At 59.4% G+C, this 19,496-nt stretch carries 24 protein-coding genes; 17 read left to right on the forward strand and 7 right to left on the reverse strand.

The features are described from left to right. Positions 1-119: 119 nt before the first annotated feature. Positions 120-428 carry a hypothetical protein gene (locus tag EJD88_RS17425; RefSeq protein WP_099586392.1) on the forward strand — a complete coding sequence of 103 codons (309 nt, stop codon included), beginning with the start codon at positions 120-122 and terminating at the stop codon, positions 426-428. On the opposite strand, the gene EJD88_RS17430 is transcribed toward EJD88_RS17425, so the two are convergent. Then, positions 416-781, reverse strand: coding sequence for a cupin domain-containing protein (locus tag EJD88_RS17430; protein ID WP_150760316.1), 366 nt, complete (start codon positions 779-781; stop codon positions 416-418). The two genes, EJD88_RS17425 and EJD88_RS17430, sit on opposite strands and share 13 nt — an antisense overlap. Positions 782-930: 149 nt before the next feature. On the opposite strand from EJD88_RS17430, the gene EJD88_RS17435 reads away from it, so the two are divergent. After that, positions 931-1,659, forward strand: a complete 729-nt coding sequence (locus tag EJD88_RS17435; RefSeq protein ID WP_158878587.1) for a hypothetical protein — start codon at positions 931-933, stop codon at positions 1,657-1,659. Between the two features lie 71 nt (positions 1,660-1,730). Further along, a complete protein-coding gene (locus tag EJD88_RS17440) occupies positions 1,731-2,195 on the forward strand; it encodes a GNAT family N-acetyltransferase (RefSeq protein ID WP_158878588.1) in 465 nt (154 codons plus the stop codon). Here the strand turns inward: EJD88_RS17440 and EJD88_RS17445 are convergent. After that, positions 2,192-3,130, reverse strand: a complete 939-nt coding sequence (locus EJD88_RS17445; RefSeq protein ID WP_158878589.1) for a hypothetical protein — start codon at positions 3,128-3,130, stop codon at positions 2,192-2,194. The genes EJD88_RS17440 and EJD88_RS17445 overlap by 4 nt on opposite strands. 378 nt (positions 3,131-3,508) lie before the next feature. Between EJD88_RS17445 and EJD88_RS17450 the strand changes: the two genes are divergently transcribed. From EJD88_RS17450 to EJD88_RS17475, 6 genes are all read left to right on the forward strand, one after another. Further along, positions 3,509-3,868, forward strand: coding sequence for a hypothetical protein (locus EJD88_RS17450; protein ID WP_158878590.1), 360 nt, complete (start codon positions 3,509-3,511; stop codon positions 3,866-3,868). A gap of 103 nt (positions 3,869-3,971) precedes the next feature. Next, positions 3,972-4,403: a VOC family protein gene (locus EJD88_RS17455; RefSeq protein ID WP_158878591.1), complete on the forward strand. Its 432-nt coding sequence runs from the start codon at positions 3,972-3,974 to the stop codon at positions 4,401-4,403. A gap of 208 nt (positions 4,404-4,611) precedes the next feature. Then, a complete protein-coding gene (locus EJD88_RS17460) occupies positions 4,612-5,214 on the forward strand; it encodes a hypothetical protein (protein WP_158878592.1) in 603 nt (200 codons plus the stop codon). A gap of 55 nt (positions 5,215-5,269) precedes the next feature. Further along, positions 5,270-5,419: a hypothetical protein gene (locus EJD88_RS17465; protein WP_158878593.1), complete on the forward strand. Its 150-nt coding sequence runs from the start codon at positions 5,270-5,272 to the stop codon at positions 5,417-5,419. Between the two features lie 428 nt (positions 5,420-5,847). Beyond that, on the forward strand, positions 5,848-8,190 hold the full coding sequence (locus EJD88_RS17470) for a hypothetical protein (RefSeq protein ID WP_158878594.1): 2,343 nt from the start codon (positions 5,848-5,850) through the stop codon (positions 8,188-8,190). Positions 8,191-8,204: 14 nt separating this feature from the next. Then, positions 8,205-8,657 carry a hypothetical protein gene (locus EJD88_RS17475; RefSeq protein WP_158878595.1) on the forward strand — a complete coding sequence of 151 codons (453 nt, stop codon included), beginning with the start codon at positions 8,205-8,207 and terminating at the stop codon, positions 8,655-8,657. A 522-nt stretch (positions 8,658-9,179) separates the two neighbouring features. Here the strand turns inward: EJD88_RS17475 and EJD88_RS17480 are convergent. The 3 genes from EJD88_RS17480 to EJD88_RS17490 all read right to left on the reverse strand — a co-directional run bounded on the left by EJD88_RS17480 (position 9,180) and on the right by EJD88_RS17490 (position 11,637). Beyond that, positions 9,180-9,590 (reverse strand): GFA family protein, encoded by a 411-nt coding sequence (locus EJD88_RS17480; RefSeq protein ID WP_158878596.1) that lies wholly within the window; start codon positions 9,588-9,590, stop codon positions 9,180-9,182. Between the two features lie 264 nt (positions 9,591-9,854). Further along, entirely contained in the window at positions 9,855-10,094 is a 240-nt protein-coding gene (locus EJD88_RS17485) for a DUF6124 family protein (RefSeq protein ID WP_158878597.1), read from the reverse strand. A gap of 391 nt (positions 10,095-10,485) precedes the next feature. After that, on the reverse strand, positions 10,486-11,637 hold the full coding sequence (locus EJD88_RS17490) for a hypothetical protein (RefSeq protein WP_158878598.1): 1,152 nt from the start codon (positions 11,635-11,637) through the stop codon (positions 10,486-10,488). A gap of 215 nt (positions 11,638-11,852) precedes the next feature. Here EJD88_RS17490 and EJD88_RS17495 point away from each other — a divergent pair, with 215 nt between their 5' ends. Next, the gene (locus EJD88_RS17495; protein ID WP_099586275.1) at positions 11,853-12,086 is read left to right on the forward strand and encodes a hypothetical protein; all 234 of its coding nucleotides are present in this window, start codon (positions 11,853-11,855) and stop codon (positions 12,084-12,086) included. 17 nt (positions 12,087-12,103) lie between these two features. Beyond that, positions 12,104-12,685 (forward strand): nucleotidyltransferase family protein, encoded by a 582-nt coding sequence (locus EJD88_RS17500; protein ID WP_099586274.1) that lies wholly within the window; start codon positions 12,104-12,106, stop codon positions 12,683-12,685. Here the strand turns inward: EJD88_RS17500 and chrA are convergent. After that, positions 12,665-13,870 carry a chromate efflux transporter gene (gene chrA, locus EJD88_RS17505; RefSeq protein WP_256674402.1) on the reverse strand — a complete coding sequence of 402 codons (1,206 nt, stop codon included), beginning with the start codon at positions 13,868-13,870 and terminating at the stop codon, positions 12,665-12,667. The genes EJD88_RS17500 and chrA overlap by 21 nt on opposite strands. 165 nt (positions 13,871-14,035) lie before the next feature. On the opposite strand from chrA, the gene EJD88_RS17510 reads away from it, so the two are divergent. Both EJD88_RS17510 and EJD88_RS17515 read left to right on the forward strand, forming a co-directional pair. Continuing rightward, positions 14,036-14,476: a TspO/MBR family protein gene (locus EJD88_RS17510; protein ID WP_065925072.1), complete on the forward strand. Its 441-nt coding sequence runs from the start codon at positions 14,036-14,038 to the stop codon at positions 14,474-14,476. Then, a complete protein-coding gene (locus EJD88_RS17515; protein WP_158878600.1) occupies positions 14,476-15,420 on the forward strand; it encodes an alpha/beta hydrolase fold domain-containing protein in 945 nt (314 codons plus the stop codon). The genes EJD88_RS17510 and EJD88_RS17515 overlap by 1 nt, the downstream gene beginning before the upstream one ends. Positions 15,421-15,699: 279 nt before the next feature. On the opposite strand, the gene EJD88_RS17520 is transcribed toward EJD88_RS17515, so the two are convergent. Beyond that, positions 15,700-16,752, reverse strand: coding sequence for an alkene reductase (locus EJD88_RS17520; RefSeq protein WP_158878601.1), 1,053 nt, complete (start codon positions 16,750-16,752; stop codon positions 15,700-15,702). 100 nt (positions 16,753-16,852) lie between these two features. On the opposite strand from EJD88_RS17520, the gene EJD88_RS17525 reads away from it, so the two are divergent. The 4 genes from EJD88_RS17525 to EJD88_RS17540 are packed head-to-tail and all read left to right on the forward strand — an operon-like array spanning position 16,853 to position 19,255. Then, positions 16,853-17,734, forward strand: a complete 882-nt coding sequence (locus tag EJD88_RS17525) for a LysR family transcriptional regulator (protein ID WP_158878602.1) — start codon at positions 16,853-16,855, stop codon at positions 17,732-17,734. Positions 17,735-17,779: 45 nt separating this feature from the next. Beyond that, complete coding sequence (locus EJD88_RS17530; protein WP_256674400.1) at positions 17,780-18,319, forward strand: hypothetical protein; 540 nt, start codon at positions 17,780-17,782, stop codon at positions 18,317-18,319. A 26-nt stretch (positions 18,320-18,345) separates the two neighbouring features. After that, entirely contained in the window at positions 18,346-18,762 is a 417-nt protein-coding gene (locus tag EJD88_RS17535; protein ID WP_256674401.1) for a GNAT family N-acetyltransferase, read from the forward strand. 7 nt (positions 18,763-18,769) lie between these two features. Further along, entirely contained in the window at positions 18,770-19,255 is a 486-nt protein-coding gene (locus EJD88_RS17540) for a GNAT family N-acetyltransferase (protein ID WP_158878635.1), read from the forward strand. Positions 19,256-19,496 lie beyond the last annotated feature (241 nt).

The raw sequence follows: 19,496 nt of genomic DNA on the forward strand, positions 1-19,496 counted from the left end.
GAGGAGGGTATTATCCAGAGATTGCAGGGTGGCCACTAGCGTTGCAGGCGTACACGCCAATTGCTGCGGTGCGAGGCGCTGTCACGCCGTTGGAAGAAATCAAGGGCAAATAGCCAGTCATGGATAACAAAGCACAACTGATCAGACTTGCGGAACAGGCCTCAGACGATCTGTTCTGCTGGAGCCGTTTTGTCGCCCACACAGAGTTCCTGTGGCACGACACCACTCTGGTAACGGACGCTGCCGGGTGGCAGCGCCAGTGGTTTGAGCTGGAAATCGTCAACGGCTTGGCGTTATCGGCTTGGGAAGAGGACGGTCGGCCGCAGGATTGGTCGGCGCGCTGGCGGGAGGGCTATCAGCGAGAGGCGGTTGAGTTGGTGAATGAATTACTGGCGCTGGTGGGGGGCGCTGCTGATCAGATCCACTGATCATTTTCAGCTGTGCGTTCACCGCCTTCGTGACCGGTATTCAAGATGCCGCGTGGTTCGATCATCATCAGCTTGGCTTCGCCTTCTGCGGCGGTGCGGTGTTCGACGCCACGCGGCACCACATACAGTTCGCCCGCCGCCACGTATACCGGGCCGTCCTGCAGGTCGATACGCAGCGTGCCTTCCAGCACCAGAAAGGCCTCATCGGTTTCCGGGTGCGCGTGCCAGATGAATTCACCCTCGATACGTACCACCTTGAACTGGTAGTCGTTCATTTCCGCGACCACTCTAGGGCTCCACTGCTGATCGATGAGCGAGGCTTTGTGGGTGAGATTTACCGGATGCTGAGCCATGGTGGATCCTTGGATGGGGGAGAAGCCCAAGGCTACCCAAGTAGCGAGTTGGCAGGCTTGTACGATCCTGCAAGCAGAGGCGTCTTGATTCAAGCTTGCCCGGTTCCCGTCGATAACCTTCAGGAACCCGCTAATCATGGACCGATTAAATGGCACTCTCCGTCAGCTCCGCCTATCTCCCCCCAGCCAGCACCAGCCTCGCACCGTCCGACCAAAAGCTGGTGCCTCAACCGCTGACGGATGTTGCCAAGGACGCCCTGGCAAACGCGGCGCCAGCCGCCATCTACCACCCCAGTGAAGACACCAGCACCACGGCAAAACCGTTGGAGGTCGTCGACACCTGGGTCGGTCGCTCCGAATCGCCCGAGTACCCTCGATACGCCGAGCTCTTCAGGGCTGCGCACAGCACGCTTAAAGCCTCGTTCCAGGCGTTCCAGGCAACGCTTTCTACCACCGCCCCCGACCTTGCCAGCAAGAAATATGGCTTCACGGTAGACGCTGACGGCAGTCTGAAAGTGCTTAATACCGCCGGCCAGCTCAACAGCTCCGACACCCAGCGGCTCACGGATCTGCTCAACAAATCCCTGGGCCTCAAGACCGCCGCCGTCACGTACCGTGATACCGCCATCGACATGACAGACGCCAGTTCGCCCTGGTCCGGCAGTGCCATGGGCTACTACAGCCTGACCCAGGAAAACTTCGCCAACACCATCGACCTGGCGCCGCTGTTCAAAGACAAGCACAGCCTGGTACCGGCCGAGTTCAGGGACGCAGAGTTTGTGACCCAACTGGCCTACAAAGGCGAACGCGCGACTGAAGCGACGGAAGCGGCGATGTTGGCGCGGCGGGCAGCGCAGCGGTTCAGTACCCAGGCGTGACCCACGCAAGCAGGTTTTTTGTAGTGAACGGGCTTGCCCCGCGCTGCGTCACCACTTATAGGATGTGTGCAATGCCCCGCTGTGCTGATCAACACGCTGTTGTCGTCTTGGCCGCAGCTTCCCATGACGACCTGGAAGATCTGGTCGCCATCAGAATTGAAGCCATGCGCGAGAGTCTCGAACGCGTTGGGCGCTTCGACCCCCGGCGCGCGCGCGAGCGATTTGTCGCGGGGTTCGAGGTCCAGAGCACGCGCCGCATAGAAGTAGCGGGCGAGTTGGTCGGTTTTGTGGTGGTCAAAGACCATCAGCGCGAGCTTTTGCTTGAGCACCTTTACGTCATACCAAACGCTCAGGGGGCCGGAATTGGCGCTTACGTGCTGAATCAGATTTTTAGAGAAGCTGATCAGCTACGTCGCTCCCTAAACGTGGGCGCTCTCAAGGAAAGCGCTGCCAATCGCTTTTATACACGTCATGGTTTCGTGTTCGTGGAGAGCGGTGAGTTCGATAACTACTATGTGCGTGTCAGCGGCTCTTAATGATTGGCCTTCATCCGCCCCAGAATCGCCGTACGCACACACCCCCAGGCGATCACGCCGATAATCAGCACCTCGACCACACCCACCAGTACATTGAATGAAAACACCCACGGCTGCTCGGCCCAGTAAAAGCTCGCCGAGCCTGAGCGAACACCGCTGACCCGCAGCCGCCCAGTGAACAGCGCGCGCACCAAGCCGACGACATGCGTCAGCTCCAGCACCGCGAAGAATGCACCCAGCAGTGAAAGCAGGGCACGTGCCGCAATGCCGAGCTTATCGGTGGACTCAGCCGCAGGCGTGGGCCCTCTGACTTTGCGCCGCCTGGCGACCTTCGCCGGTGCTGGCGCAGGCCTATAGGGCGCCGGCGTTGCAGACCCCACGACCACCTCAGTGGGCACCGCCACGCCCAGGTAATCGGCCAGTTCACGCAGCCACACATCGGTGCGTTTGCTCCCCGGCACCACCGGCACGTTATCGGTGGTCAACCGTTGCTCGGTGCCGTCGCGCATCACCAGCCACAGCTGGGTGTAGGCGGGCTCGGCCTGCGGGCGGCGGCGAAGTTCGAGGTGGTGAGGTTTATCGATGCTGAAGACCGACTGCACACGCTCGCGGCCGCCGAAAAAGTTTCGGGTGCGGCGCTTGCCCTCACCGTTCACTCGCGACAACAGCAACGTCTCGCGGGTGCCGGTGTACACCATCAGCAGCAGGCCAAGGGCGGGAATAAGCAGCAGCAGGAGTACGATCAGCAGCGAACTCAGCGGATCCACCTCTGCCAACTGCGAGCCGCCGTCGGTGAACCAGAACAGCACGAAGGCCAAAGGCAGGATGAACGCCATTGCGCCAGTCAGCAGCACAAACACGCTTTGCACGCCGTTGCGCGAGTGGACGTGCAAGTCATCCTGGGCGGTGCGCTCGAAGCGATGGCCAATCAACATGCAACTCTCCTGATGCGCGTTTAAAGCAGGCCGGGGGGCGGGTTTGACGCTGGGCAGAATACCTGATGCCTGTAGGTTTTGATCTGCTGGCTTGTAGCTTCTTTCTGAAAGTGAGTTTTTGCCCCATTGATTTCTGCCCACGTAGAAAAATCCGATTTTATATTTTGAACGCTGTCTTCGTTGAGGTCGGAGTTCGACACGACAGCGGCGTATATCAATCAAAAAATCGTTGACTACTGAATCGTGTGCGAACGGGGGCGAGGTGGCGTGTCGTGAGGCGCAGTCTGTGAGAGGGGGTAAGTTGGTGGGTGTACCCAGGAACCTATTCGGTGGTCATGGCGCACAGCTGGGCGAAGAACTTTATATGGCAGATGACCTATGGATATAGCTGGCTACAAGGTCATCACATTTCTGGTGGGTGTGGAGGTCGTTATTGCCGTCGCGTTACTGCTGTATTCGTACTACTTCAAGCTTGAAAAGCTGGAGCAGTATTTTGAGGGCAATAAGATTGTTCAACACAATAAGCGGCTTTGGCCCGGTAATCGACCGAGGGATAAAGCCATGCGCATGGGGCAGATCGGTTTGTTTTTTATGTTCCCCAAGAGTTACACCCGGCTGGGTGATGTGAGTGAAGAAGAGCTTGTTTCCGTTCCGATTTCCCTCAAGCGTTGGGCGCTGTGGCCGGACTACTTGATTGTGCAGATAGTTTTGTTGTCGGTGGGGCGTTATGTTTTGTAGGTGATGTGGTTTCTATGAAAATAAATTAAAGCTGGCCGAGTTTCTGTAGCTGTCAGAAACTGCCCGCCTGCACACATTCGCGTTTTGAAATGGAAGTCATCTCATGTTCGAGCGTAATAAACTGGTTCCGGAGTTAATGGTCACCAACCTGGAAAGCAGCTTGGCTTTTTGGGTTTCTTGCCTGGGGTTCAACGTAGCGTATCAACGCCCGGAAGATGGATTTGCCTACCTTGATTTGAACGGAGCGCAAGTAATGCTTGAGCAAATTGATTCGGACGCGGGTCAATGGCTGACGGCGCCGTTGACCAGGCCGTTTGGAAGAGGCATGAACCTACAGATTGATGTTGAGGCTGTCGCCCCCGTCATCCAAAGACTTGAGCAGGCTGGATTTACGCTCTACCGAGAATGCAAAGACACCTGGTATCGGGCTGAAAACGTAGAAGTCGGTCAGCGAGAATTTATCGTCCAGGATACCGACGGTTATCTCGTAAGGTTGGTAGAGCGGTTGGGCGAGCGACCAGCTTGCTCAATCTGAATCTGAGCCAAGACGACCGTCAACTTCGGGTTGTGGCGCATGAGTCTTGGCCGAACACCGCCCCTCACGACGGCAGAGTGTGCGGTGGCTGCCTGCGCGCAGCAATGATCAAGCGCGTCGCTATCGGCCCCCACGAATTTATCACCTGTTATGCAATGCGCCTCCTTTCTCGTGGTCTCTACCCTGACTCCGCAAAAGGACAGGCTTCATGTCGATACGCACTGCGCTCTGCCTGCTGGCCCTGCCGTTGTTCGCAGGCTGCCAGTATTTCCCCCACACCGATTACTTCGCGGCCCCTGTAAACGAGCCCAACCCCGCCTGGATACGCATCGTCAACTTCACGCAGCATGCCGACCTGTACCAATACGAAAACGGTAAACGTTCGGGTGGCGTGATTCGCAGCGGGCTGCTTCCGTTCATCCATACCCAGGATCAGGGGATGCCGAAAGCGGGGCAAAACCTCACGTCTGACTATTACGAAACGCAAATTCGGCCCGGCATCGAAACGCACGTGGGCATGTCCTGGGAGGGCGCACGTACGCGATCCTGCTTCGTCACGGCGAAGTTCACGCCCCAGGCTGGGCGCTTTTACCAGTTCAGGCTGACATCAGGTTCATCAGGCACTTGCACGTTGTACCCGTCGCTGATCGAGCGCGACAAAGACGGAGAGGGGTGGCATCTCACGCCAAACTCGCAGATAACGTACAAGGGCGAAGGGCCGACAGCCAAAACCCATTACAACAATAGCCGCTTCGAGGATCCCGATTACCATCCGCCTGCGGACCTCTATCCCGGCGTTGACGTTTTATAAATAGGCTAACCACGAGATCAATATGGGTTATCACGTCAGTCACAGATACGGTGCCATGAACGCTGATCCTGGCATACACACATTCCCTGAGCTTCTCGCCGAACTGCAAACGCGCGGGCAAGATGATGAGCATGGGCAGGTGTCGGTGACCAACGATGCAGAGTGGTGCATCGCTGTAAACCTGTCGGGCACCGTCACTTTTTGAAAATCTGGAGACCGGTGATCCTCGCCATATGAGGCAAGTGCCGGGGGACAAGATTCTGGAATTGTGGGGGTTATTGGCGGAGGGGGATGTTGCGACTATTGAGCAGGAGCCGTGGGTGGTTGGTTATGGGTGAGTTTATGTGGTTATTGGGCGTTGTGGTCTTTGGGTTGGCCAGCCCATCTTAAGCGTTGGTGATAGGCAGTTATCGACACTAAGCTGCCCTTTGAGAAGGGCAGCAGTCGGCACGAAGCGGCCTCTCGTGACTATTGGAATCATGCGCCCACGTCATTCACCAGTTCGCGCCAGACATTCCTTGCCTTCTGCTCCGAGGTAGCGAGATCAAGAGCCAGTCGGTCGGTCTCAGCGCGTCCTATACCGCCCTGGAAAATGGCGGCATCGAAACAGGGGTAGGCGGCAGCATACCGTTGATGTTGCGCGAGTCGGAACAGAGCCGTACACGCAGCGCGGTCAGTGAAGGCACGATTATTGTGCGTAACCCGCTCGGTGCCAGCGACCTGGTCGGCCTCAATCGCGATACGGCCAATGCCAACGAGCAATTGGATCGCCCTGACGAAAAAGCGCTGCAGGAGCGCATGGACCTGGTCCAGAGCTCGGTAAAACTGGGGCAAAGCATCGTCCAGTCGGTCGTCACAGCGAAGCAGGCCGAGGCCGAGGCGCAAAGCGAAAATGTCCGTAACAACCCCGACAGTACCCCGGAACAACAGGCTCGCGCGGCGCGTGCCGTCGAAGATGCCAACAGCTGGGCCATAGGCGGCAACAAGCGACTCATGGCCGACATCGCTACCGGCCTGGTAGCTGCAGGGTTGGGTGGGGCAGGCGGCACCACCGGCGTCGGCATTCTCGCCAACACCACGGCAGCCCATACCTACAAAGCCATTGGCGACTACGCCGATCAGCGCGAATTCGAAGCCACTGACAGCGTGGTCAAACAGGCCTGGGGCGAAGGCGGCGCGGCGCGAATCCTGCTGCATACGCTGGCAGGCGCCACGCAGGGGCTGTCCAGTGGCAATGCGCTTGCCGGCGCACAGGGTGCGGCAGCGTCGGCGACGTTTATGCCGATGGTGGACAAGGCGCTCAAAGACAGCGGCGTCAAGGAAAGCGAGCGCAACTCACTGGCTACCTTGATCTCGGCGGGGGTTGGTGCGGCCGCCGCATCGGGAGGCAATGTGGGCGGGCAAGTGACGGCGGCGAACACCGGCAACGCCGTCGATGCTTACAACCGCCAGTTGCACCCGAAAGAAATCCCTCTGCTTATAAGCGAAGCGCCTGCGTTGGCGCTGGCGGCAGGTATCAGTGTGGAAGAAGCGCAGGCCCGTTTGGGAAGGGCGTTGGCGTACTACACCGACGCCGGGTGGCAGAGTCTGTTGGGCAGTAAAGGCCTGCCACCGGACGATCTCACCCTGACCCACCTTGGCCAGGCTTTGGCACCGCTGGGCAATATGTACGATCCAGGTCCGACGAGCGACGTGCCGACGCTTACACCAACCATTAAAAACTACACGCCTGAAGAAACCCTGCGCTTGGTGCAAAATTACCAGTTCACTCACGCGGCGGCGTTTGCCGACGAAAAAATCAACCTCAACTACCTGATGCCGATTGCCAGGTTCGACTCGGATCAAACCGAGGCGCTGGACTTCTACAACCGAAACCTGAATTTTGCAGAAGGGGCAAACACAGGGCAGCCTTTTGGCCCTGTGAGCTACACCAGCCCCGAGGGTACGTTTAAAGGTCAGCGCGAGGCGCTCGTGGGTACTGCAGAAGGTATCTTTACCCTCGGCAAGAACTTGCTGACCCATCCGGTGGACACCTCGGAACAGATCGCTTTTGGGCTGATCAACACGGCTTCCCACCCTGTCGCCCTGGTCGGTGGGCTCTGGGCTGAAGGCCAAACAGCTTACGGGTTGGGCAAGCTGTACGAGTTGCAGGGTGACCCGGTCAACAGTGCCGCGGTGATCGAAAAGTACAAGACAGAGTGGGCGCTGGCCTTCTTGCCCATCAACCGCGCGGAAAAAGCGGCGAAATTGGGCGGTATGGTCAAGACGAGCGAAGAGCTGGGGGCGACCGAGCGGGTGCTGGATAAAGTCGACGGTGGCAGCCCGGGCCGACTGGTGGTAGATGAGCCGAACTTCAAACTCGAGGGTGGCTCGCAGTTTTTGGAAAGTCTTGTTATTCAGCCCAATACCACGGTTAAGCTCTCCGGTGACGTTACGCTGACGTCAGGCACTATTGTGCCAAAAGGCAGCATTGTCACGGTCAGCGATGACGTCATGAAAATAGTTGAGCCGAGTGGGGCCAGCTCAATCAAGTCTTACGAAAAAAATGTAGGGTTAAAATTGTTGCCTGACACCACGGCTAAAACCTTTACGCTCGATGACGTTCGTAATTTGGGTGGTCGTGAAAAGTGGGAGGCTGGAGAAACCTACGTTCAGGAGCTTTACGGGTCTGAAGGTCAGCGTTATTACTCAGTCCCCGGGACGGGGGGACGTTTTGTAGATGCACCTGTCGATAAGGCGGCGGGTGGTGTCGTGGCGAACGAAATCAAGACCTATCAGCGGCTCATCTCCTCTAACGGTAAACTGAATGAAGTCCCGTTGACCGCGCAGATTCATAGCCAGATTGAAAAGGATCTCTATCTTAGAGACACGGTAAAAGGCTATGAGCCGCGATGGATATTTTTGGAAGCTCCGCCATCTCAAGAGTTATCAAGGATGCTGGAGTTAAATAAAATTGATGTGCTTATTCATAATTGATTGATGAGGGCTGCATGGATAATTTCGAAGGGGCAGACGAGCAATTGCTGGCGCGTCGCAAGGCTGGTTTTTCAGCATTCAAGTCCGAGCGCCTGCCGGTGCTCCATGAATTCTGCACCAGCCTTGGGTTTGAACGACCTCACGAGGTACTTAACACTCCCGGGAAATTTTTGGCCCAATTGGACAGCGGTTTTCGAAGTGCAGTGATCAGTGAGGCCAACCGTGTATGGTTCATTACCCGTATCGGTTATTACATCGGCGAGTACCTGGCGACACGGTATGACGGGTATTGGCAGGTCGACGAAGACCCGGCGTCGCCTACCTTCGCACGTTATGTGGTCGGCGGTTTCTCCTTCGACGGGGTAACCACGCCAATGGTCGACCCAATGCAGATGGCTCAGGAGTACGCCGATACGCCCGCACCAAGGTCCCTGGTTCAGGAAATCGATAAAGTGTTGGTCAAGTAAACGTGACGACTGATCATTAGATCCTGAAACACGCAGCCGACGCACGTGCGCTAGCACCTGGAACTTCGGTCCACTTGATCGAGTAGCGGACTGCTCAAGTGATCCGCGCCGCCTCATTGCAATAGGCTAGTCGCGGGTCCTGTGCTCGATTAGTTAGATGCTGATTGGCAGATGATTGCGCGGGTCCAGCCGGTCGAGCAACCGTTCGCAGTCACGGCGAACGGGGGGGGCTTCGCTCGTCATGCGACAGACCAACCGCGAGACCCAACGCTTTAAGGCCAGTACCAACAGCATATGCCGTTTCGACCCGCCTTCGCTCAGTACCACACGCCGTTGGCCACACGTAGCAGCGGGGCAAGGGGGGCGCCAGTTGAAGCTTGGAAGGGATGTGTTTTTTGGACTGACCACTTACCTGGCCGCCTAAAGCAGTCCATGGATCAACGTCCACCCTAACCAAATTTTGCCGTTGCTGATCGGCAGCTTCTGGCCGGTTTCTGCCCGCCGTGACCCTCTGAAAATGACTCAAAGCAGTAAGCCGACCTGGGAGCATGATTGGGATGGCGTGTACCAGTGGACTGCGGAGTCGACATGAACGTGTTTTTGCTTTTCTGGCATGAAGGGCGTGTCGAGCGTGCCCAGTGCTATCGAAACCCAGTCAGCAAACTCGCCTTGAGATCGTGACCAGAACAGTGTCGAGCCACAGTGCGTGCAGAATTCGCGTAACACCGCCTCTGAGGATGTATAGGTTTTGATGCTGGTGGCGCCGGACAGTATCCGTAATGCGTTACGGGGAACACTGCCGTACGAAGCGAATGCTGCTCCGTGACCTTTTCGGCATTGGCGGCAATGACAATGGCTCACTGCTTTCGGTGTTACGGATAGCTCGTAACTAACGGCTGTACATAAGCAGCTTCCTTGGTACACCTCTGTCATACGCATTTCCAGTCACGCGAAAAACGTCAGCGTAACTGTCCCACTCTAATCAGTCGACCGACAGCTTTTGGCCGATAGCAGGTCCCTAGCGGCTAAGAACTTCTCCCTGTGGACACAGTAGTGATTTCACTCCTTGCTTACCCTTCCTATAGGTCGCGGCCATGAGCATCTATCAAATCTGTCAAAACCTAACTCGCCGAATCGCTGTAAACGCCTTACAGCGACGCGGCGAGCATTGATGCTAGCGCATTGAAGGGCCCGGTATCAGCCGGCGCAAGGCATTTCGCGGTCGAGCAGTTTGGCCGTCAACAGCACGCCCAATTCACTCAGTTGGTGAATCGCCAGCGCAATGTCGCGGTGTTTGCCGTTGAGGTCTTCGGACAGGTCGAGCAGCAAGGTGCTGACGGAGGTGAAGGTCTCGTAGCTGTTGGTGATGAGGGTTTCGTTGCTGGCGTCGGGGGCGACGGTGAAGAGGGGGGTTGAATCCGGTGTGACGTTGAGCATGTTTGAATTCCTGTTTAGGGCCGCCGTCCTTTAGCTACTAAACAGAAGGGTGGCAGCTGTGCGCAGGTTAGTAGACCGGGGAATCCAAACGAAAGCCGGCGCGTCCGAAGACGCCCTGCGCACAGCCACCATCAAGTACAGACTGGACTGTCTGATGGATGACGCTTGTGCACTTTGTCTGGATAAACCATCAGGCTACTAAACCCGATCACCGAGATGTCGGCGACCGGGCAACCTTAGAGACGGCCACCCCAGCGCACAAGCCGGCGGATTCTGACGCAAGCGTAGGCAATGGAGCAAGGCGATGTCGCCTGGTTATTCGTCTGTGTGGCTGATGGTATTGGGGCTGCTGCGCAGCCCAGCAAGAGCAAGCTTCCTCGCCACAGAGGGATCAGTTTAGTGAGCCCTCTGCGCGTTTCTTGGCACGCAGTGCCAGGCAGCGGTCGTATTCGAGGGTGAAGGCTTGGTTGGGGGTGTCGTTGGCGTGGGTCAGGCGCACGACGCGGATGGTGCTGCGCATGTCTTCGGCATCCTGGCCTTTGAGGCCTCTCATATCCACCAGGACCTGCTCGGCGCGTTCGATCGACATCCCTTGGTTGTTGGCGTCGGTGGCCACTTTGTTCATGGCGGCGTATTTGTAGCAGAAGTGCACGTCTTCGTTTTGTTGGTTGTCCCTGTTCACTTGTTCGGGGGTGCGGGCGGCCAGGGCTTGTTGGCGGGTTTGTTCGGCGCGTTGGGCCTTGAGGCGTTGTTCTTCGCGTACGGCGGCCTGGTCGGCGAGGATTTTTGCGTCGCGGGCGTCTTCGGCGGCTTGGTAGGCTTTGTCCTGCTCGGCTTTGCGGGCGAGGGCCTTGCGGTCGATGTCTGCGCGGCGGGCGTCTTCGGCGTTTTGTTCGGCGTTGGCCTGTATGCGGTGCTGGCTCAGGCGTGCGGTGCTGGCGATGTAGGGCTGCGCTTTTTGCAGGGCTTCCAGGAATTCTTTGAAGGCGGCGGTTTGTTTGCGTGACGGCGAGGCGTCGCACATTTTCATCAGCACGCCCAGGTCTTGCGCCAGGAAGTGCTTGGACACATCGACCAGTTGGGCGTGGAGCGCGGGGTCGTTGCGGGGGATGACGATGTCGGGGGCCATGATGCGCAATAGGTTGGCGACGGTGGACGGGTACAGAAAGGTGCTGGCCACTGCGCAGGTGTCGGCCGTGGCGCTGAAGTTTTTGCGCTGGATCTGCTCGATGGCCGCGGCGCGGTAGGTGTCGATGTTTTTCAGGTGCAGGGTGTCGGCGTTGTACAGGGCGACGGGCACGCCCATGTCTTTTTCCAGGATCTCGGCGTAGACGCGTGAAAGCTGGTGCAGGGTTTCAAAGTTGTCGCCTTCGCTGCTGGTCGACACCAGCGCGGCGTAGCGGTACTTGCTGGCGTCGGTAAGGTTGGTCTTCAGGATGCCAAAGTTGTTGTTGTCCGAACTGTACAGGCCAGCACTGGCAGCGCTCGGCAGGAGCGAGATCAGCAGCAGGCTGGCGGCGAGCAGTGTTTTGAGTGGCGGCATTGCCTGTCCCTGGTCTTGATTGAATGAGGTGTGCGGGCATGCGCGGTGAAGCGGTGCCGGGCGCTGCATGATAGTGAAATGCCATTACGAGCGCATCTGGAGTTTCAAACCGGTTCACTCGCAAACGCCCCGTTGCAGGGCATATCGGTCTACCATGCCACCCCCTCGGCAGTGGTTCCACGCGCTACCGATCTCTCTCTTGCAAGGTATCGCCCATGTCCATCGACCAAATCAGCCTGCCCAAGGGCGTCGGCCCGCACGCCACCAAGCTGCTCGACGCCATCACCGGCGCCGCCACCCATGAAGAACTCAACCGCGCAGGCGGCAAGGCAGAAGGCTTTGTGTTGGGGCTGGAAGCGTCCAAGGCGATCAAGAGCCAAATCGCTGAGTCGCTGTATGTGGCTTATGACGATGCCGCGAGTCATCGCGCCAGTGAGTTGAAGGGCTGATTAAATCAGGGATCCCCATGACCTTGACCGTCGACACCTTGCTCCACCTGGCCATGGCCAACCCCATCAATGCTGAAATGACCAAGCGCCTGCCCGACCTCGGTGTGGAGCAGTGCATGCTCACGGCGGGGTGTCTGTTCCAGGCGGTGTGGAATCACCAGTGCAATCTTCCTGCCGCGCAGGGCGTAAAGGACTACGACGTTTTCTACTTCGACACCGACTTGTCCTACGAGGCCGAGGACGCGGTGATTCGTAGGGCCGAGCGGTTGTTCCAGGACCTGGGTGTGAATGTGGAGGTCAGGAACCAGGCGCGGGTTCACCTCTGGTATGGGCAGCGGTTTGGCCGACCTTACCCGCAGCTGCACTCGGCTAAACAGGGGGTTGATCGTTATCTGGTGGCCGGCACGTGCATCGGCTTGGAGATCGCCACTGGCGAGGTGTATGCGCCCTATGGGTTGGCGGATGTAGAACAGGGACTGTTGCGGATCAATCCACTGCATTCGGAACCGGCGTTGTTTGCGCAGAAGGCCAGGAGTTATCAGGCGCGGTGGCCGTGGCTAAGGATTGTTGAGCCTGGCTCAGCCGACGCCCACGCTTAATAACCATCCCAGTCCACCGCTGGCGATCACCACCAACCACGGCGGAAGCCTCCAAACCATCAGCGCGACCAGTGCAAGCACCGCCAGGCCGATGTCATAGGTGGTGTAGATCGCGCTGGTCAACACCGGGTGGTACAGCGCGGCCAGTAACAAACCCACCACGCCTGTATTCACGCCCGCCAACGCGGCTTGGGTGCGCGGGCTACGGCGCAGGGTTTCCCAGAACGGCAAGGCGCCGAACACCAGTAAAAACGCGGGTGCGAAGATTGCCAGGAGGCAGATCAGGCCGCCCAGCCAGCCGTTGGGCGGCGAGTACATCGCGGCGCCGAGGAACGCGGCGAAGGTGAACAAGGGGCCGGGCACGGCTTGAGCGGCGCCGTAGCCGGCGAGGAACAGGTCTGTGCCGATCCAGTGCGGCGCCACCACTTCTGCTTGCAACAACGGCAGTACCACGTGGCCGCCACCGAACACCAATGCGCCGCTGCGGTAAAAGGCGTCCACCAGCGCCAGGCTGCGATTGGGCAGCAGTTGGGCCAGCAGCGGCAACCCCACCAGCAACAACACAAACAGCAGTAGCCACAGGGCGCCGGTGCGGCGGCGGATCGGCATGGGCAGCGCTTCGTGTTCGGTGTTCGGCGTGGGCGTCAAGAACAGCAGGCCGGCAAGGCCGACGACGGCAATCGCGCCGACCTGGCCCCACGCGGACGTCGTCAACAGTGCCACGCACGCAGCTATCAGCATCAGGCTTACGCGCGCCAGGCCCCGGCACAGGGTGCGCGCCATGCCCCACACGGCTTGGGCGACCACGGCCACGGCGACGACTTTAAGGCCGTGCAGCACGCCGGTTGGCAGGGCTTCGCTGTGCTGGGCAATGCCCAAGGCAAATACGATCAGCAGCAAGGCAGACGGCAGCGTGAACCCGGCCCACGCCGCCAGTGCACCGCCGTAACCTGCCCGTTGCAGGCCCAGCGCGATGCCGACCTGGCTGCTGGCCGGGCCGGGTAAAAATTGGCAGAGTGCGACCAGGTCTGCGTAGCTGCGTTCGCTCAACCAGCGGCGCCGGGTGACGAACTCGTCACGAAAATAGCCCAGGTGCGCGATGGGGCCGCCGAAGGAGGTGAGGCCCAGGCGCAGGAAGACAAGGAACACCGACCAGGGGCTGTCAGGGTGATGGGCGGGGGGGATGGCCACGGTCGAGATTCCACATTTGATCATCGGGTAGGGCGCAGACCCTACCCAGTTTTCATGACGCCCAGCGCCATTTTTGGGGGAATCATTGAATTTATGCGCAGCAGTTTGAGTCACTCAAGCATAGCGTTGCTTTCTTCCCACCGACCTCAAGGACCGACCATGACTTTCTTCATCTTCCTGCTCGCCTGTGCCGCCGCTGCCAGCACCGGCGTGATCTTCAAGCCCGGTGCCTGGTACGAATCCCTGGTAAAACCCAGCTTCACCCCGCCCAATTGGCTGTTCCCGGTCGCATGGACGATCATCTACCTGCTGCTGGCCTGGGCCGGTTACCGCCTCAGCCTGATCCCCGGCAGCCAGATGGTGCTGGCGCTGTGGGCCGCGCAGATCGCCTTGAACACGCTGTGGACGCCGGTGTTTTTCGGCGCCCATCGCCTGCTCGCCGGGATGGTGATCATCGTGTTGTTGTGGATCACCGTGGCGGCCATGGTGGTGCTGGCGGTGCGCCTGGATTTGATCACCGGCTTGATCCTGTTCCCGTACCTGGCGTGGCTGTGTGTCGCGGCGGCGTTGAATTTCTCGATTCTGCGCAATAACCGCTGATGGCTTATCAACCTTGGCCGGCCAGCGAGCCGGAACTGGCCCAGATGCGCCGCTTCAATCAAAAGCTTGCCTGGATGCCGCGCTTTAAAATCCGCAACCGGGTGACACCGCGCTTGATCCAGGCGCTGTTGCGCGTGAGCCAGAAGGTCAGGCGCGCAACGCCCGCTGAAAGCCGGACCGTGGACGGCGTGCCCGTGCGTATCCTGCGGCCCGTCGGCAAGCCCAAGGGCGTGGTGCTGGATATCCACGGCGGCGGCTGGGTGATCGGCAATGCGCAGATGGATGACGACCTCAACCTCGGCATGGTCAACGCCTGCGACGTGGCGGTGGTGTCGGTGGATTATCGGCTGGCGGTGGACACACCGGTTGAGGGGTTGATGGAGGATTGCCTGACGGCGGCGCGCTGGTTGCTCTGCGACGATGAATTCAAGAACCTGCCCGTGATCGTCGTGGGCGAGTCGGCCGGCGGGCATTTGGCGGCAGCCACGTTGCTGGCGCTCAAGCAATGGCCAGCGCTGCTCCAGCGGGTGAGCGGCGCGGTGCTGTATTACGGCGTTTATGATCTGACCGGTACACCGAGTGTACGCAGCGCCGGGCCGGAGACCTTATTGCTGGATGGGCCGGGCATGGTTGAGGCCCTGCGCATGCTGACGCCGGGGATCAGCGATGACGAGCGCAGGCAACCGCCGTTGTCACCTCTGTATGGCGACTTCGACGACCTGCCTCCGGCATTGATGTTTGTGGGGGAGCTGGACCCGCTCAAAGACGACACGCTATTGATTGCGCAGCGCTGGCCCCAGGCCGAGGCCCATCTGCTGCCGGAATCGGCCCATGGGTTTATCCATTTTCCGGTGGCGATGGGGGAGGCGGTGTTGGCGTACAGCCGCACGTGGATGACTGAGCGCATCGATGGCAAGCGGACAACCTTGTTTATGCCGCTTTAACGATTGCCCTCAACCTCTGCGTCGGACCGGCCTGTTGGGGTGAGCAAGCCTGTTGTGGTGAGCGGGCTTATTTGGGGTGAGCCGGTTTTTGTGTGGTGAGCGGGCTTGTTGTGGTGAGCGGGCTTGCCCCGCGCTGGGCTGCGAAGCAGCCCTAAAACCAGGCAACTCGGTTTGTCTGGAAAAGCGGGGGTGGTTCTGATGGGTCTGCTTCGCAGCCCAGCGCGGGGCAAGCCCGCTCACCACAAGTATCACCCAGGCTCAGTAGCCGAGTGGTGCACCTCAGAGCGCAGGGTAATCGATGTAACCCTCGGCACCTGGCGCGTAGAAGGTGTCTTTGTCGGGCACATTCAAGTCGGCACCGCTGCGAAAACGCGCTGGCAGGTCCGGGTTGGCCAGGAACGCGTTACCAAAAACCGCCGCATCGGCATTGCCTTCGGCGATCAAGCTGTCGGCGCTGTCCCGAGTCAGCCCGCTGCCCACCAAATAGCGGCCATCGAACAACGGGCGCAACGCGGCGTGGTAGTCAAAGCTCGCCCCGAATAGCGCCACATGCAGGTAGGCCAACTTCAGCCCGCGCAGTTGCGTGACCAGGTAGGTGTAGGTTTCCTGTGGATTGGCATCGCTGATGTCGTTGAAGTTCATCTCGGGGGAAATCTTGATGCCCACGCGATCAGCGCCCACTTCATCGGCCATCGCCTTGAGGACTTCCAGCACGAAGCGGCTACGGTTTTCCACCGAACCGCCGTACTGATCGTCCCGTTGGTTGCTGCCGCTGGAGAGGAATTGCTCGGGCAGGTAACCGGAGGCGGCGTGCAACTCCACACCGTCAAAGCCAGCCTCGATTGCCCGGCGTGCGGCCTGGCGGTAGCTGTCGACCACGCCACCGATCTGCGCCACGCTCATTGCTTGCGGCGTGACGAAATCCTGCAGGCCGGTCGCGGTCCAGGTCTGGCCCGCCGGTTTGATCGCCGAGGGGGCCAGAGGCAGCCCACCGTCAGCCAACAACGAGGGGTGAGACACCCGTCCGCAATGCATCAGTTGCATGAAAAGGTGGCCACCTTGGGCATGTACGGCGTCGGTGACGGATTTCCAGGCGGCCACCTGTGCGGCGGTTTCGATGCCTGGGGTGCGCGCATACCCTTTGCCCGATGCGTCGGGGAACACACCCTCGGAGATGATCAAACCGGCTGTGGCGCGCTGCGCATAATAGGTGGTCACCAGGTCGGAAGGCACACCGGCGTCGTCGGCGCGCGAGCGGGTCATTGGCGCCATGACCAGGCGATTGGCGAGGGTGTAGCGACCGAGGGCAAGGGGAGAAAAAAGAGCATTCATGGCGGTGTTCCTCATCAGTGATGGGGTTATGATTGATCAATCCGATTTCGGGATAAATGGCTCAAACGCGAAATGACTAATCCACTGATGGGATAATGTTGTGGAATTTCTCAACGATATGGCGCTGTTTGTCGAGGTGGTGAAGGCTCGCAGTTTCAGCCGTGCGGCCGAGACCCTGGGCATGCCGAACTCGACGCTGTCCCGGCGCATCAGCGAGCTGGAAAAAGGCATCGGCCTGCGGCTGTTGCACCGCACCACGCGCAAGATCGAGCCCACCGAGGCTGGCCAACTGTACTTTGAGCGCTGCAAGCGCATTGTCGATGAGGCCCGCCTGGCCCATGAGCAACTCGGCGAAATGCTCGCCCAGCCCAACGGCGTGCTGCGCGCCTCGTTGCCGGTGGATTTCGCGATGGTCTACCTGGCGCCGTTGATTGCCGAATTTTCCCGGCTGTATCCGGGTATCACCTTCGAACTCGATTTAACGCCGCGCCAGGTCGACCTGATCAGTGATCCGGTGGACGTGGTCATTCGCATGGGCGAGCCCGCCAATTCCAATCTGATTGCACGCAAACTCGCGAACATGCGCCGAGCGCTGTACGCCTCGCCCCAGTACCTGGAACGCGCTGGCCTGCCTGCGCAGCCCGCAGACCTGGCGCATCACGAATGTCTGCGCATGCGCGGTTCAAGGGCGCATCAATGGGGCTTGGTGTCGGGTGTGGATAAGGTGGAAGTCGACGTGAGCGGGCGGTTTGAACTCAACAGCGTAGGCATGCTCCGGCGGCTGGCCGCGTTGGACCTGGGCATTGCGCTGCTGCCTGAGGGCATTGCCGAGCAGGATGTGGCCAGCGGCATACTGCGTAGAGTGTTGCCCGATTGGCATGGCACATCGGTGCCTGTCTACGCGCTCACCGAAACCCGCCTGCTGCCGGCGAAGACTCAACGGTTTATCGAGTTTTTGCGCGACAGGCTGGAGGATGCGTGACAGGCCCGGTACCCTCTGGACTCCTACTCAAGCAAAGGAATGCACGTGAAGATTTTCCAACGCGCCCTTGGGCTCTCAGCCCTGTCTGTGCTGTCCGCCTGCAGCCCCGTCACTGAACAAACCCTGACCTTCGACGTGCCCTACGGCCAATACCAGACTGTGCTGCGCAAGAACGTCACCGGCAAAGGCCAGTTGACTTGCAAGGTCATCACCGACAACCAGAACCGTGGCGAAAAGTGGGTGCCGTCGGTAATTCTCGCTGCGGCTGAGGATGAGGCCGAAGACGACACACTGTTTCTGTCCAGCTATTCGCCTCCCGGCACCGACCAGCGCTTGTTCAACCTGCGGACCTTCAACAAAGCCAAGCCGATCATCGACACCCAGTTCAATCGAGTCCCTGATCAAAACGGCGTGTACAGGCTGCGGCTGACCTGGCAGGCGGATGGCGCCATCGGTTATCAGGTGGCCAGTGGTGACACATGGGATGAGAAAAAAATCGTCGAGGCGCCGGGTTTTACCGTGCGCCATGTGAGCGTGCATGCGTCGGGCATGAAGGGCAGTGCGGTGTGCGAGTTGCGTGAGTGAACGCGCTGACGCTGCGGCCCGCCAACGTGAACGACCTGCCTGCGATCTATCGGGGGGAACAAGGCTATATCCAGCGTTGGGAGCCAACTCATGAAGCGTCCTGGCAACGGCAACTGGAGCGGCATCTCACCCGTTGGGTCGAGAACTTTGACCGGCTGACGGTAGCGATGCTTGACGGTCAGCTCGCCGGTTATTCGCTGTGGATGCCCGAAGACGGTGCTGCCGAGTTGTGTACGATCAACGTTGGGGAGACACATCGACGCAATGGCATTGGCCGTGCATTGCTGCAGGCGTACGTGGCGGCGGCGAGACAGGCGGGCTATGCACGGTTGAGCCTGTGTGTGCGTGCGGATAACCCGGCTAGGTTGATGTATGAAGTGGCTGGGTTTGTGTGTGTGGGAACAGCTGCCAACGGGTATCTGCGCTATCAACGAGTAAGTTAAGTGAATGATGAACATCCAGACGGTCACCATTGCAGAGATTCCCGACGTGCTGGCCTTCGTCCTGCAAGCTCGCGCCGAGCTGTTCCCCAAGCTCAGCGCCTCCGGCATGCCTGCTGACCTGGTGCAATTCGAAGCCACTTACCTTCAGGGCGACGGGCGATTTCTGATCGCCTGCGATGACGATCAGATCGTCGCTGCCATCGGCTACTTGCCCTATGACGGCCGCTTTTCCCAGCTTAATTACCAGGGTCACAAGACCGTGGAAGTGGTGCGCCTGTTCGTACGCCCGGCCTTTCGCCGCTTTGGTCTGGCGGGGCAGCTCTATCGCGCATTGGAGGCCACGGCGCGGGCGGATGGTGTGGCAGTGGTGTACCTGCATACCCACCCGTTCCTGCCGGGGGCGATTGATTTTTGGGGGCGCCAGGGGTTTGAGATTGTGGATGTCGAGGACGATCCGGTGTGGTGCACGACGCCTATGCAGCGGTATTTATAGGGCTGTGGTGAGCGGGCCTGCTGTGGTCACAGGGATTGTTGTGGTCACCGGGCCTGTTGTGGTGAGCGGGCTTTTTGTGGTGAGCGGGCTTGCCCCGCGCTGGGCTGCGAAGCAGCCCCCAACCAAACGCTGAGGTTTTGCTGAAGAATCGTGGCGGTCTTATTGGGGCTGCTTCGCAGCCCAGCGCGGGCAAGCCCGCTCACCACAGAGAGCTCACATACCACTAAGAACTCACCTGCCC

The organism is Pseudomonas sp. PB105 (assembly GCF_009764655.1).
In the GTDB taxonomy this organism is placed as follows: Bacteria; Pseudomonadota; Gammaproteobacteria; order Pseudomonadales; family Pseudomonadaceae; genus Aquipseudomonas; species Aquipseudomonas cyclaminis.